General features: G+C 42.5%; 14 protein-coding genes. 13 read left to right on the top strand and 1 reads right to left on the bottom strand.

Features of this window, described 5'->3' with window-relative positions; translation table 11 throughout:
• The 5 genes from dnaK (at position 1) to mtaB (ending at position 6,248) form a co-directional block, all read left to right on the top strand.
• On the top strand, positions 1-1,839 hold the full coding sequence (gene dnaK, locus MHB41_RS11700) for a molecular chaperone DnaK (protein WP_041086261.1): 1,839 nt from the start codon (positions 1-3) through the stop codon (positions 1,837-1,839).
• Between the two features lie 165 nt (positions 1,840-2,004).
• On the top strand, positions 2,005-3,138 hold the full coding sequence (dnaJ, locus tag MHB41_RS11695) for a molecular chaperone DnaJ (RefSeq protein WP_024427952.1): 1,134 nt from the start codon (positions 2,005-2,007) through the stop codon (positions 3,136-3,138).
• Between the two features lie 22 nt (positions 3,139-3,160).
• Complete coding sequence (gene prmA / locus MHB41_RS11690) at positions 3,161-4,096, top strand: 50S ribosomal protein L11 methyltransferase (protein ID WP_024423032.1); 936 nt, start codon at positions 3,161-3,163, stop codon at positions 4,094-4,096.
• A gap of 23 nt (positions 4,097-4,119) precedes the next feature.
• Positions 4,120-4,890 carry a 16S rRNA (uracil(1498)-N(3))-methyltransferase gene (locus tag MHB41_RS11685; RefSeq protein WP_061109370.1) on the top strand — a complete coding sequence of 257 codons (771 nt, stop codon included), beginning with the start codon at positions 4,120-4,122 and terminating at the stop codon, positions 4,888-4,890.
• Positions 4,890-6,248, top strand: coding sequence for a tRNA (N(6)-L-threonylcarbamoyladenosine(37)-C(2))-methylthiotransferase MtaB (gene mtaB, locus MHB41_RS11680; RefSeq protein WP_061109369.1), 1,359 nt, complete (start codon positions 4,890-4,892; stop codon positions 6,246-6,248). The genes MHB41_RS11685 and mtaB overlap by 1 nt, the downstream gene beginning before the upstream one ends.
• Positions 6,249-6,290: 42 nt before the next feature.
• Here mtaB and MHB41_RS11675 read toward each other — a convergent pair whose 3' ends face one another.
• A complete protein-coding gene (locus MHB41_RS11675; RefSeq protein ID WP_061109368.1) occupies positions 6,291-7,220 on the bottom strand; it encodes a Na/Pi symporter in 930 nt (309 codons plus the stop codon).
• A 182-nt stretch (positions 7,221-7,402) separates the two neighbouring features.
• Between MHB41_RS11675 and rpsU the strand changes: the two genes are divergently transcribed.
• The 8 genes from rpsU (at position 7,403) to MHB41_RS11635 (ending at position 13,703) form a co-directional block, all read left to right on the top strand.
• The gene (gene rpsU, locus MHB41_RS11670; protein ID WP_003152957.1) at positions 7,403-7,576 is read left to right on the top strand and encodes a 30S ribosomal protein S21; all 174 of its coding nucleotides are present in this window, start codon (positions 7,403-7,405) and stop codon (positions 7,574-7,576) included.
• 14 nt (positions 7,577-7,590) lie between these two features.
• Complete coding sequence (locus MHB41_RS11665; RefSeq protein ID WP_024423028.1) at positions 7,591-8,040, top strand: GatB/YqeY domain-containing protein; 450 nt, start codon at positions 7,591-7,593, stop codon at positions 8,038-8,040.
• 141 nt (positions 8,041-8,181) lie between these two features.
• Complete coding sequence (locus MHB41_RS11660; RefSeq protein ID WP_061109367.1) at positions 8,182-9,495, top strand: nodulation protein NfeD; 1,314 nt, start codon at positions 8,182-8,184, stop codon at positions 9,493-9,495.
• 27 nt (positions 9,496-9,522) lie between these two features.
• On the top strand, positions 9,523-10,515 hold the full coding sequence (floA, locus tag MHB41_RS11655) for a flotillin-like protein FloA (RefSeq protein ID WP_024423026.1): 993 nt from the start codon (positions 9,523-9,525) through the stop codon (positions 10,513-10,515).
• A 31-nt stretch (positions 10,516-10,546) separates the two neighbouring features.
• Entirely contained in the window at positions 10,547-11,044 is a 498-nt protein-coding gene (locus MHB41_RS11650) for a hypothetical protein (RefSeq protein WP_061109366.1), read from the top strand.
• Positions 11,045-11,249: 205 nt separating this feature from the next.
• Positions 11,250-11,531, top strand: coding sequence for a sporulation protein YqfC (gene yqfC / locus MHB41_RS11645; RefSeq protein WP_012010618.1), 282 nt, complete (start codon positions 11,250-11,252; stop codon positions 11,529-11,531).
• An 18-nt stretch (positions 11,532-11,549) separates the two neighbouring features.
• Complete coding sequence (gene yqfD / locus MHB41_RS11640; RefSeq protein ID WP_041118008.1) at positions 11,550-12,740, top strand: sporulation protein YqfD; 1,191 nt, start codon at positions 11,550-11,552, stop codon at positions 12,738-12,740.
• A gap of 3 nt (positions 12,741-12,743) precedes the next feature.
• A complete protein-coding gene (locus MHB41_RS11635; RefSeq protein WP_046311804.1) occupies positions 12,744-13,703 on the top strand; it encodes a PhoH family protein in 960 nt (319 codons plus the stop codon).
• The last annotated feature ends 88 nt before the right edge of the window (positions 13,704-13,791 follow it).

The raw sequence follows: 13,791 nt of genomic DNA, 5'->3' as shown, positions 1-13,791 counted from the left end.
ATGAGTAAAATCATTGGGATTGACTTAGGAACAACAAACTCATGTGTTGCAGTACTTGAAGGCGGCGAGCCAAAAGTCATTGCTAACGCTGAAGGAGCACGTACAACACCATCTGTTGTCGCTTTTAAAAACGGAGAGCGCCAAGTGGGTGAAGTAGCAAAACGTCAATCAATTACAAACCCGAACACGATCATGTCTGTTAAAAGACATATGGGTACTGATTATAAAGTAGAAGTTGAAGGCAAGAACTACACGCCGCAGGAAATCTCTGCGATTATTCTTCAGCATCTTAAATCATACGCTGAAGGCTATCTTGGCGAAGAAGTAACAAAAGCTGTTATCACAGTTCCTGCTTACTTCAACGATGCAGAACGTCAAGCAACGAAAGATGCTGGTAAAATTGCTGGTCTTGAAGTAGAACGTATCATCAACGAACCAACAGCAGCTGCACTTGCATATGGTTTAGATAAAACAGAAGAAGATCAAACGATTCTTGTATACGACCTTGGCGGCGGTACATTTGACGTATCGATCCTTGAGCTTGGAGACGGCGTCTTTGAAGTGCGCTCAACTGCTGGGGACAACCGTCTAGGTGGAGACGATTTTGACCAAGTCATCATTGATCACCTAGTGGCTGAATTCAAAAAAGAAAATGGCATTGATCTTTCTAAAGATAAAATGGCGCTTCAGCGTTTAAAAGATGCTGCTGAAAAAGCGAAAAAAGATCTTTCTGGTGTATCTTCTACACAAATCTCACTGCCATTTATCACAGCTGGAGAAGCAGGACCTCTTCACCTTGAATTAACGTTAACACGTGCTAAATTCGAAGAGCTTTCTGCAGATCTTGTAGAGCGTACAATGACACCTGTACGTCAATCACTGAAAGATGCTGGTTTATCTGCTAGCGAGATTGATAAAGTCATCCTTGTAGGTGGATCAACTCGTATTCCTGCAGTACAAGAAGCAATCAAAAAAGAAACAGGCAAAGAGCCTCATAAAGGTGTAAACCCTGATGAAGTTGTTGCACTTGGTGCAGCGATCCAAGGTGGAGTGATCACAGGAGATGTCAAAGACGTTGTTCTTCTTGACGTAACACCACTTTCTTTAGGAATTGAAACAATGGGCGGCGTATTCACGAAGCTGATTGAACGCAATACAACAATTCCAACAAGTAAATCTCAAGTATTCTCAACAGCTGCTGACAACCAAACAGCTGTAGATATCCATGTCCTGCAAGGTGAGCGCCCAATGGCTGCAGATAACAAAACATTAGGCCGCTTCCAATTGACTGATATCCCGCCGGCACCACGCGGCGTACCGCAAATCGAAGTATCTTTTGATATCGATAAAAACGGTATTGTCAACGTACGTGCGAAAGATATGGGTACAGGCAAAGAGCAAAACATCACAATCAAATCTTCTTCAGGTCTTTCTGATGATGAGATCGAAAAAATGGTCAAAGAAGCAGAAGAAAATGCTGAAGCAGATGCGAAGAAAAAAGAAGAAATCGAAGTGCGCAACGAAGCAGATCAATTAGTGTTTACAACTGAAAAAACATTAAAAGATCTAGAAGGCAAAATCGATGAAGAGCAAGTGAAAAAAGCAAATGACGCGAAAGATGCGCTAAAAGCTGCGATCGAAAAAGGCGAGTTTGAAGACATCAAAGCGAAAAAAGATGAGCTGCAAACAATCGTTCAAGAATTAACGACAAAGCTCTATGAAGAAGCTGCAAAACAAGCACAAGCTCAGCAAGAAGGCGCTGAAGGTGCTCAAAAAGCAGATGACAATGTAGTGGATGCAGAATACGAAGAAGTAAACGACGATCAAGAGAAAAAATAATCACCTTTACTTTTGAAAAAGACTGCTGAAACGTACTCGTCAGAAAGTCAAAGTCAGGATCTCTTGGCTTTGACTTTTTTTCTTTTCAACGCTGAAAGGAATTGAAAAAGGTTAAATCAAAATGATACAATCGTATTTATGTGAGAAAATCGGGAGTGTGAAGAGATGAGTAAGCGTGATTACTATGAAGTGCTTGGCGTAAGTAAGAGCGCCTCAAAGGACGAAATCAAAAAGGCATACCGCAAGCTTTCAAAAAAGTATCACCCTGATATTAATAAAGAAGCTGGCTCAGATGAGAAATTCAAAGAAGTAAAAGAAGCCTATGAAACCCTTTCTGATGATCAAAAACGTTCGCATTATGACCAGTTCGGTCATACCGATCCAAACCAAGGCTTTGGCGGCGGCGGTTTTGGCGGAGGAGGAGACTTTGGCGGCTTCGGCGGCTTTGATGACATCTTCTCTAGTATTTTTGGCGGCGGAGCCAGAAGAAGAGATCCAAATGCACCGCGCCAAGGAGCGGACCTGCAATATACAATGACGCTTTCGTTTGAAGAAGCGGCATTTGGAAAAGAAGCAACCATTGAAATCCCTCGTGAAGAATCTTGCGAGACATGTCATGGATCAGGTGCAAAGCCTGGTACGCAGGCAAAAACCTGTTCACATTGCGGCGGTTCTGGTCAATTAAATGTTGAGCAATCCACTCCGTTTGGTAAAGTGGTCAACCGCAGAGTATGTAACTACTGCAGCGGAACAGGGAAACAAATTGATCATAAATGTTCAACATGCGGCGGCTCTGGCAAAGTGCGTAAGCGTAAGAAAATTAACGTGACGATCCCTGCAGGTGTTGATGATGGCCAGCAGCTCAGAGTGTCTGGGCAAGGTGAACCAGGCGTAAATGGAGGACCTCCAGGCGATCTATTCGTTGTATTCCATGTGCGTGCGCATGAATTCTTCGAACGTGATGGAGATGACATTTACTGCGAGATGCCGCTTACCTTTGCGCAGGCTGCATTAGGTGACGAAATTGAAGTGCCGACATTACACGGAAAAGTAAAATTAAAAGTTCCTGCTGGCACTCAAACTGGCACGAAGTTTAGACTCAAAGGAAAAGGTGTGAAAAATGTACGCGGCTACGGCCAAGGCGATCAGCATATCGTTGTACGTGTCGTCACACCGACAAATTTAACAGACAATCAAAAAGATATCATTAGAAAATTTGCTGAAGTGAGCGGAAATAAACCAGACGAACAAGAAATGAGCTTTTTCGACAAGGTAAAACGCGCATTTAAAGGCGAGTAAGACGGATAAGGAGTTGGTAGTATTGAAGTGGTCAGAAATTAGCGTCCATACAACAAATGAAGCGGTGGAACCGATCACCAATATTTTGCATGAAGCAGGTGCAAGTGGTGTCGTGATTGAGGACCCGCTTGATTTAGTCAAGGAACGTGAAAATGTATACGGTGAGATCTACCAGCTCGATCCGAATGACTATCCAGATGAAGGTGTCATTGTGAAAGCCTATCTTCCAATGAACAGCTTTTTGATGGAAACGGTAGATGAGATCAAAGAAGCCATCAACAACCTTCTTCTATACGATATTGACCTTGGACGCAATACACTGTCAATTTGTGAAGTAAATGAAGAAGAATGGGCCACCGCATGGAAGAAATACTATCATCCTGTGAAAATCTCTGAAAAATTCACCATCGTTCCAACGTGGGAAGAATATACACCCGTTCATTCTGATGAACTGATTATTGAAATGGACCCTGGAATGGCATTTGGAACAGGTACGCATCCAACAACCGTCCTTTGCATTCAGGCGCTTGAGCGCTACGTGAAGGAAAACGATACGGTGATTGATGTTGGAACAGGCTCTGGAATTCTAAGTGTGGCAGCAGCGATGCTTGGTGCAAAGGACATTCAAGCCTTTGATCTCGACACCGTTGCGGTAGAAAGTGCGAAGCAAAACATCGAATTAAATGGTGTAAGTGACCAAGTGACGGTCAAACAAAACAATTTGCTTGATGGAATTTCAGGTGAGCGTGATGTGATTGTCGCCAACATTCTGGCAGAAGTGATTTTGCGCTTTACAGATCAAGCCTATGACCTATTGAAGAAAGATGGCTATTTCATTACATCAGGCATCATTGGACAAAAGAAATTACAGGTCAAAACAGCATTAGAAGAGGCGGGTTTTGACATTGTTGAAGTGCTGTCAATGGAAGATTGGGTCAGCATTATAGCGAAAAAATAAAGCGAGTAGGTGTCAGGACACGTATGCAACGATATTTTATCGACCTCACGAAAGAAGAAGTGACGTTAAAGGGAGCCATCGTTATAAAAGGTGAAGATGTACATCATCTTTCCAATGTCATGCGGATGAAAGCAGGACAGGAAATCCTTTGTCTAACGACAGACGGCTTTGAAGCGCTCAGTAAAATTGATACAATAACAAAGGAAGAAGTGATTTGTCACCTTGAAAGCTGGACAAATCAGGACAGAGAACTTCCGATTAGGGTGACGATTGCAAGCGGTCTTCCAAAAGGAGATAAGCTTGAGCTCATTATCCAAAAAGGCACAGAGCTTGGCGCAAGTGCTTTTATCCCGTTTCAAGCGGCTCGTTCTATTACAAAGCTTGACCAAAAAAAATCCCATAAAAAACGAGAGCGCTGGGAGAAAATCGCGAAAGAAGCAGCCGAGCAGTCCTACCGGAATATCATTCCGCGTGTTTATTCAGTATCAACGTTTAAAGAGCTGACGCAAATAGCTGGTGAATTCGATAAATGTGTCGTTGCATACGAAGAATCATCGAAAGAAGGAGAGCAAAGCCGCTTTCAAACTGTGCTTCAACAGATGAAAGGCGGACAAACCTTGCTAGTGGTTTTTGGCCCTGAAGGCGGTTTGGCAGAAAAGGAGATTGAAGAGCTTGAAACGCTTGGTGCAGTCATTTGCGGGCTTGGACCACGCATTTTAAGAACAGAAACTGCTCCTTTATATGCGCTTTCCGCTATATCTTATCAAACAGAGTTATTAAGAGGTGAATCATGATGGGAACAGTAGCGTTCCATACACTTGGCTGTAAGGTCAACCACTATGAGACAGAGGCGATCTGGCAGCTGTTTAAAGAAGCTGGCTATGAAAGAAAAGATTATGAATCAAAAGCAGACGTATATGTCATTAATACATGTACGGTCACGAATACAGGCGATAAGAAAAGCCGCCAAGTCATTAGAAGAGCCATTCGCCATAACCCGGATGGTGTCATTTGTGTAACAGGCTGCTATGCGCAAACATCACCAGCAGAAATCATGGCGATTCCTGGTGTTGATATTGTGGTTGGAACGCAGGACAGACATAAATTACTAGGCTATATTGAAGAATACCGCAGAGAAAGACAGCCGATCAACGGGGTTGGCAATATCATGAAAGCACGTGTGTTTGAAGAACTTGATGTTCCTGCCTTCACAGACAGAACGCGCGCTTCATTAAAAATCCAAGAAGGCTGTAACAATTTCTGTACATTCTGCATTATTCCTTGGGCGCGCGGACTTCTTCGTTCTCGTGATCCAGAAGAGGTCATCAATCAAGCGCAGCAGCTTGTTGATGCGGGCTATAAAGAAATTGTGCTGACAGGTATTCACACAGGCGGATACGGAGAAGACTTAAAGGATTATAACTTTGCAAAGCTTCTGAGAGAATTAGATGAACGTGTTATTGGCTTAAAACGAATCCGTATTTCATCTATTGAAGCAAGTCAAATTACAGATGAAGTGATTGAAGTGCTTGATCAGTCAGATAAAATTGTCAGACACTTACACATCCCGCTTCAATCTGGCTCAAATACTGTGCTGAAAAGAATGCGCCGTAAATATACGATGGAATTCTTTGCAGAGCGTTTAACAAAGCTGAAAAAAGCATTGCCGGGACTTGCTGTCACCTCTGATGTAATCGTTGGATTCCCTGGGGAAACAGAAGAAGAGTTCTTGGAAACGTACAATTTTGTCAAAGATCATCAATTCTCTGAGTTGCACGTCTTCCCTTACAGCAAACGTACAGGTACCCCTGCTGCAAGAATGGAAGATCAAGTTGATGAGAATGTGAAAAACGAACGTGTCCACCGTTTGATCGCTCTTTCTGACCAGCTTGCGAAAGAGTACGCATCAGCATATGAAGGTGATGTGCTAGAGATTATTCCGGAAGAATCCTTCAAAGAACAAGAAGGAAACCACAATCTTTATGTTGGTTATACCGATAACTACATGAAAGTTGTTTTTGAAGGGACAGAGGACATGATCGGCCGTCTGGTCAAAGTGAAAATTACGAAAGCGGGCTATCCTTATAACGAAGGACAATTCGTTCGCATCAGCGATGATGTGCAGCCAGACAAAGTGAGAATGACCTCATAATAGATAAAAAAACCGGCAGCCAAAAGAGCAAGCCGGTTTCTTTTATTTTGACTGATTCGGCATGAGACACAAGATCAATGCGTGAAAAGGGCGAATGAACGGAAAGAAGAGGAGAGAGCTTGCCACATTAAACAGCAGGCTGAAATGCGCAATCTGCTGGGCAGGAGAGCTTGCGAGAAGGGCGACAACCTCTGTGATCAGGGCGAGAAACGGCAGGCATAAAAGAACCCCAAGCACATTAAACACGACGTGTGCATAAGCCGTTTGACGTGCTGCGTAGCCGCCGGATATCGCAGCCATCACAGCCGTAATACATGTCCCAATATTGGACCCCAACACAAAGCTGATGCCTTCCTGAAGTGCCACAGTTCCTTCATTCATAAATCCCATTAAAATACCGATACAGACTGAGCTCGAATGAACAATTGCTGTGAAAATGGTACCCGAAATCAGCGCTGTCCAGTCTGAATGGTGCATCATTTCAAGAAAACGCAATGTCTCAGGCTGGCTTGTCATCATCCCTGCAATTTTTGAAAAGCCTTGTATGCAAAAAAAGATCATCCCGAGCCCAAATAAACTTTTTCCTGCATGTCTAAAAGATGTCCTGCCAAAAAGAATGCATACAAGACCGGCTATGATCAAAACCCACATGAATACGTCCATTTTAATGGCGATAAATTCTGTCGTAAACGTTGAGCCGATATTGGTTCCAAGAATCATTGGGATCGATTTTTTAAAAGAGAGAATGCCAGTACTGACAAAGCCAATGACGATGACCATAAACGCCGAACTGCTTTGTAGAACCCCTGTAAACACAATGCTGACCAAGAATGCTTTGACCGGGTGATCTGTAAAGAGAAGAAGTGATTTCTCAATACGAGACGACGCAAGCGCCATTAATCCTTTTCTCAGCAAACCCATTGACCATAAAAAAATGAAAATAAGTGCACAAAAATAAATGATCGCCATCATAGAAAAGTCCTCCTCTTACCAATGAATATATGGACTTGTCTACCTGCTCATGACGAAAATATATTTCCAAATCACTTAGTTGACCTCACACTAGGCTTATATTATAATGTCTAGGTACATGTTTTGCATGTATATCTTTTTTTAATGCAGTCGATTGGTGTATTCGGAGGGAGGGAAAGAGAATGTCAAAAACGGTCGTTAGAAAAAACGAATCGCTTGAAGATGCTCTTCGTCGCTTTAAACGCAGTGTATCCAAAACTGGAACATTGCAAGAAGCAAGAAAGCGTGAATTTTATGAAAAGCCTAGCGTAAAGCGTAAGAAAAAGTCTGAAGCTGCTAGAAAACGTAAATTCTAAAGAGGGTGGATTTTATGAGTCTTCTTGAGCAATTAAATTCTGATATGAAGCTTATGATGAAAAACCGTGAGAAAGACAAGCTTGTTGTCATTCGTATGGTAAAGGCTTCGCTGCAAAATGAAGCAATTAAGCTTAAGAAAGACAGTTTGACCGGCGATGAGGAACTAACCGTCCTTTCCCGCGAGATTAAGCAACGTAAAGACTCCCTCCATGAATTTTCGAAAGCTAATCGCTTAGATTTAGTAGATAAAGTTCAAAAAGAGATTGACATATTAGACGTTTATTTACCTGAACAGCTTTCTGAAGAAGAACTGCAAACGATCGTGAAAGAAACGATTACTGAAACAGGTGCTTCCTCGAAGGCTGATATGGGTAAAGTCATGAGCGCTATTATGCCAAAAGTAAAAGGTAAAGCTGATGGAGCTGTCATTAACAGACTTGTCAGCGAGCAGCTATCTCAATAAAAAAGTATCCTTCTATTGTTAGAAGGGTACTTTTTTTATGCCCTCGTGATTCTGTCATATAAAAATGAAACCTATGATACATTTGTAACGTATGTAAAGGAACAGTAAAATGGAAGAAAGAGAGGAGGGATCACCAAATAGATGAAAAAAATAAAAATTTCTATTGCTCTCTTCAGTTGTTTTATAATATGCTTGTTATTAGGGGTTCAATTGACCGCGAAATCAGCAGATCAGAAAGTTCATGTTATCCCAATTGAAGATACAGTAGAAAAAGGACTTTCTAAATTCATTGAACGATCGTTTGAGCAGGCAAAGTCGGAACGGGCGAAGCATATTATTCTCGACATCAATACACCGGGTGGTGCAGTTGATGCAGCGCTTAAAATCGCAGATACGATTCGTGCTTCCGATATCCCAGTGACAGCGTTTGTCAATCATAGAGCGCTTTCAGCCGGGGCCTTCATCGCGCTAAATGCCGATCAAATTTATATGACCCCGAATGGAAAAATGGGGGCTGCTGCGATCATTGATGGAGAAGGCAATGCTGCCGATCAAAAATCTGAATCTCTATGGCTTGCTGAAATGAGTGATGCTGCCGAAAAGCAGGGGCGTGATCCAAAGTATGCTCTTGCCATGGCGGATGTAGATATAGACGCAAAAGAAGCCGGTGCACCAAAAGGAGAATTGCTCACCTTCAATACAGACCGTGCGCTTCAATTCGGGTATGCAGAAGGGGAAGCAAAAAATATGGATGACTTGCTTCAGAAGCTGAAATTACAAGACGCTTCTGTTCAATACGATGAAGTGAGCTTTGCTGAAAAGGTTGCGCGTTTTCTTACGCACCCAATTGTCATTCCAATCCTTTTATCCATTGCAAGCTTAGGGTTAGTTGTTGAGCTCTATTCTCCTGGCTTTGGGGTCCCAGGCACCATGGGAGTGACAGCGCTTCTGCTCTTCTTTTATGGTCATCTCGTGGCAGGTTTTGCAGGATATGAGACGTTATTCCTGTTTTTAGCAGGGATTGCACTCATCATTCTGGAATTGTTTTTGCCAGGGGGAATCGTAGGTGTCATTGGACTGATCTGTGTCGTTGTCAGCTTATTTTTAGCAGCTGGAAGCTTTACAGAAATGGCGATTTCCATCTTGATTGCCACTGCTGTTTCAACCATAGCAGTTATTTTATTGACAAAGGTGTTGGGGAAACGTATGAAATTCTTTAAAAAGTTCATTTTAACCGATTCAACCAATAAGGAAAGCGGTTATGTCTCAAATGAAACAAGAGAGGATCTTGTTGGACAAATCGCAGTGACAGCCACTGCACTTCGTCCATCTGGTACGATCGTACTCGGAGATGAGCGCATTGATGTTGTGTCAGAAGGTGCATTTATCGATAAAGATGAACAAGTAAAAATTGTGAAAGCGGAAGGCTCACGCATTGTCGTGAGGAAAGTATAGATATACTGATTTTAGAGGAGGAATAAAATGGATCCATCTACTTTACTATTATTTGTGATTATCGCAGCAGGTTTGATTGTTCTATCGATCTTTTTCACTTTTGTACCGGTGATGCTGTGGATTTCTGCCCTAGCGGCTGGCGTAAAAGTGAGCATTTTTACACTTGTCGGAATGAGACTGCGCCGAGTGATTCCAAACCGAGTGGTCAACCCGCTCATCAAAGCACATAAAGCAGGTCTTGATGTGACGATTAACCAGCTGGAGAGCCACTATCTTGCAGGTGGTAACGTGGACCGAGTTGTGAACGCATTAATTGCAGCTCAACGCGCCAATATCGAATTGAACTTTGCTCGCTGTGCAGCCATCGACCTAGCAGGCCGTGATGTACTTGAAGCAGTTCAAATGAGTGTAAACCCTAAAGTCATTGAAACACCATTTATCTCTGGTGTTGCGATGGACGGGATTGAAGTCAAAGCAAAAGCACGTATTACAGTTCGTGCAAACATCGACCGACTTGTCGGTGGTGCAGGGGAAGAAACAATTATTGCCCGTGTAGGTGAAGGGATTGTCTCTACAATCGGTTCATCAGATAATCATAAAAAGGTTCTTGAGAACCCTGATATGATTTCTCAAACGGTTCTTGGTAAAGGATTAGATTCAGGTACTGCATTTGAAATTCTCTCGATTGATATCGCAGATGTTGATATCGGTAAGAACATCGGGGCGATCCTGCAAACAGACCAAGCAGAAGCAGACAAAAACATTGCACAGGCGAAAGCAGAAGAACGCCGCGCAATGGCTGTTGCACAAGAACAAGAGATGCGTGCGAAAGTTGAAGAAATGCGCGCGAAAGTCGTAGAAGCAGAGGCTGAAGTACCACTTGCAATGGCTGAAGCATTACGTGAAGGCAATATTGGTGTCATGGACTACATGAACATTAAGAATATCGATGCTGATACGGATATGAGAGATTCATTTGGCAAAATGACAAAAGGTCCATCTGATAATGAAAACAAATAAGCATCCTCTCACGCTTTAAGGAGGGAGCCCATTGGACATTCTATTTGAAAATCCGCTACTAATTGCGATTATCATCGGTATCATCTCTGCCGTCTTTGGGAAGATCGGCAAACAAGAGGAGAACGAAGAGCAGAATCAGCAAAAGAAGCCCGCTCCTCAGCGTAAGCAGGTGCCCCCAAAGCAAACAAAGCAAACAAGTCCAGATCCAGTCGTGACGGATCAGCTGGACGATTTCGGTGATGTACATGATCATGGCGGGATGAAGAAAAAAACTTCTCCGTCCTTACAAGATCGCTATACGGCTACACTTGCCGAAATGGAAGAAAGAAAAAACGAGCTGAACAAAGAGTTCCAATCGCTTGAAAGAGAGCTGACAAGGCCAAAGGCTGCATCTGCTGAAATGAGGCCAAAATTCATTGAGAAGCTGAACCAAGATACAATTGTTCAAGGAATGATCCTTGGAGAAGTATTTGGAGAGCCGCGCGCGAAAAAGCCGCACAGAACGATGAAACGGCCATATAAAAGATAAAGAAGAAAGCCCCCTTTATGAAAAAGGGGGCTTTTTTTGCCTGATGACATTTTTTCTTAAAGAAAATGCTGAAACAGCTGTTTTACAGGATTCATTAGCATGATATGAACCCCTGAGGAATAGGATGATATAGAGGCTTTCTCATCAGTCTCACCATCTTTCAGTTTGATCTCATACACATGAGGTGGGAAGGGGTTCTTATTGAATGGGAAAAAGAAAAAATCGACTTAAAGCATGGCTGACAAGAACACTTGAAATCCCTCCAGACGTGATGATGGATCTTCCCCGTATTACGATGGTTGGCAGACTCCACATTTACATAGAGAACCATAAAGGGCTTTTGCTTTTCAGTGATCAAGAGGTAAGGCTGATGCTCAAACAGGGACAATGCATTATTTCAGGGAAAGATTTTGTGATTAAAACGATTTTGCCAGAAGAGATTTTATTGGAAGGGAAAATCGATGAGGTCCGTTATATTGATTCTTAACTGACGGAGGGGAGAAGCGTGAAGAATAAATGGTTCGCCTATTTTATTGGCAGAGTGGAAGTGGAGATCAAAGGAAATGGCATTGAGCGGCTCATTAATGAGTGCACGAGGCAGGGGATCACAATGTTTCAAGTGAGCCGCCGTCAAGACAGCGTGCGCTTATTTATTCGCTTATCAGATGTACATGCCTTCAGAAAGGTACGCAGACATCATGACGTGACATGTTCATTTCATCAAAAAAAGGGCTTTCCATTTCTACTCCTATGGTCAAGGAAGAATATCGGATTTACCCTTGGGATTGTATGCTTTCTAGTGACGATATTGGCGCTTTCAAACATGGTATGGAAAATCGATATTAAAGGAGCCAATCCAGAAACTGAACATCAAATGAGAAAGCATTTAGACGACATTGGGGTGCAAAAAGGACGTTTTCAGTTTCTAATGGGAACACCTGAAAAAATTCAAAAATCCCTGACAACCAATATTCAAAGCATCACATGGGTCGGCGTAGAACTAAACGGCACAACCTTTCAAATGAAAGTTGTGGAAAAAAATGAACCTGAAAAAGAAAAATACACGAGTCCTCAGCATATCGTCGCCAAGAAAAAGGCTGTCATCACGAGAATGTATGTAGAAAAAGGGGAGCCGCTTGCCGCGGTTGATGAACATGTAAAGAAAGGACAGATGCTTGTCTCTGGACTCATTGGCAGTGAAGATCAGCAAAAAACGGTAGGAGCCAAAGCGAAAATCTATGGTGAAACGTGGTATCGTTCAGAAGTTTCTGTCCCTCTTCGAACATCTTTTGACGTTTTTACGGGTAAAATGAAGACAAAGCACAAGCTCTCCGCATTTGGAGGCTCACTGCCATTTTGGGGCTTTTCTTTTAAAAAGGATGATTTTAAGCAGCCAAAAACAGAAACAGAAGTTCATCCGCTTCATTTCTTAAACATGCAGCTCCCATTCTCTTATGAAAAGGAAATTACACGCGAAAGTGAGAAAATAAATCGCGAATACACAAATAAAGAAGCGGTTCAAGCAGGGATTAAAATGGGTAAAAAAGAATTAGAAGAGAAGCTAGGTCAAACAGGAGAGGTGAAAAGTGAAAAAGTTTTGCACGAGACAACAGGGAATGGTAAAGTTAAGTTAATCATCCTTTACCAAGTAATAGAAGATATTGTTCAACCAACACCTATTGTTCAGGGAGACTAGAGAATGACAGAACATTTACTTGAGATTCAACAAAAATTGGATAGCCCAAACGAAGCGATTGCTTTATTTGGCAATCAAGATGCTTATCTGAAACTAATGGAAAACGAGCTGAACGTCTCCATTATTACGCGTGGAGAAAAAGTGTATGTTTCTGGTGAGGAAGCATCGAGAGATACAGTAAGCCGTTTGATCACATCTCTTTTACATCTCATCCGTAAAGGAATTGAGATATCTGAACGGGATGTCGTCTATGCCATTAAAATGGCGCAAAAAAACAAGCTGAATTATTTTGAAAATATGTATGAAGATGAAATTACGAAAAATGCCAAAGGAAAGTCGATCAGGGTGAAAACAATCGGCCAGCGTGAATATGCTGCGGCGATGAAAAAAGATGACCTGGTCTTTGGAATTGGACCTGCTGGTACAGGGAAGACGTATTTGGCAGTCGTCAATGCGGTACATTCGCTGAAAAATGGACATGTGAAACGGATAATCCTGACAAGACCAGCTGTTGAAGCAGGAGAGAGTCTTGGCTTTTTACCAGGCGATTTAAAGGAAAAAGTAGATCCTTATTTAAGACCACTATATGATGCCCTGCATGATGTGCTTGGCAGTGATCATACGGAACGACTAATCGAGCGCGGCGTGATTGAAATAGCGCCCCTTGCCTATATGAGAGGCCGGACGCTTGATGATGCATTTGTGATTTTAGATGAAGCGCAGAATACAACACCTGCCCAAATGAAAATGTTTTTGACGAGACTTGGGTTTGGCTCTAAAATGGTCATTACAGGAGATATTACACAGATTGATCTGCCAAAGGGCATGCAGTCAGGTCTTGCAGCTGCAAAGGACATGCTTGCAGAGATCAGGGGCATCTCATTTATTGAATTAGACCAGACAGATGTGGTCAGACACCCGCTTGTGGCGAAGATCATTGGCGCATACGAAAAGCAAAAATGAACTGAGTGACCCGATCGTCTTCATCGGGTCATTTTGTTTCGATCGTGGTTTAAAGTAAAAAAGGAGGTACTTTCCTTGAGAAAGAATC

Origin of the sequence: Bacillus sp. FSL H7-0578, assembly GCF_038630855.1 — a bacterium.
Taxonomy (GTDB): Bacteria; Bacillota; Bacilli; order Bacillales; family Bacillaceae; genus Bacillus; species Bacillus safensis.
This window is presented reverse-complemented; position numbering and strand designations above follow the sequence as displayed.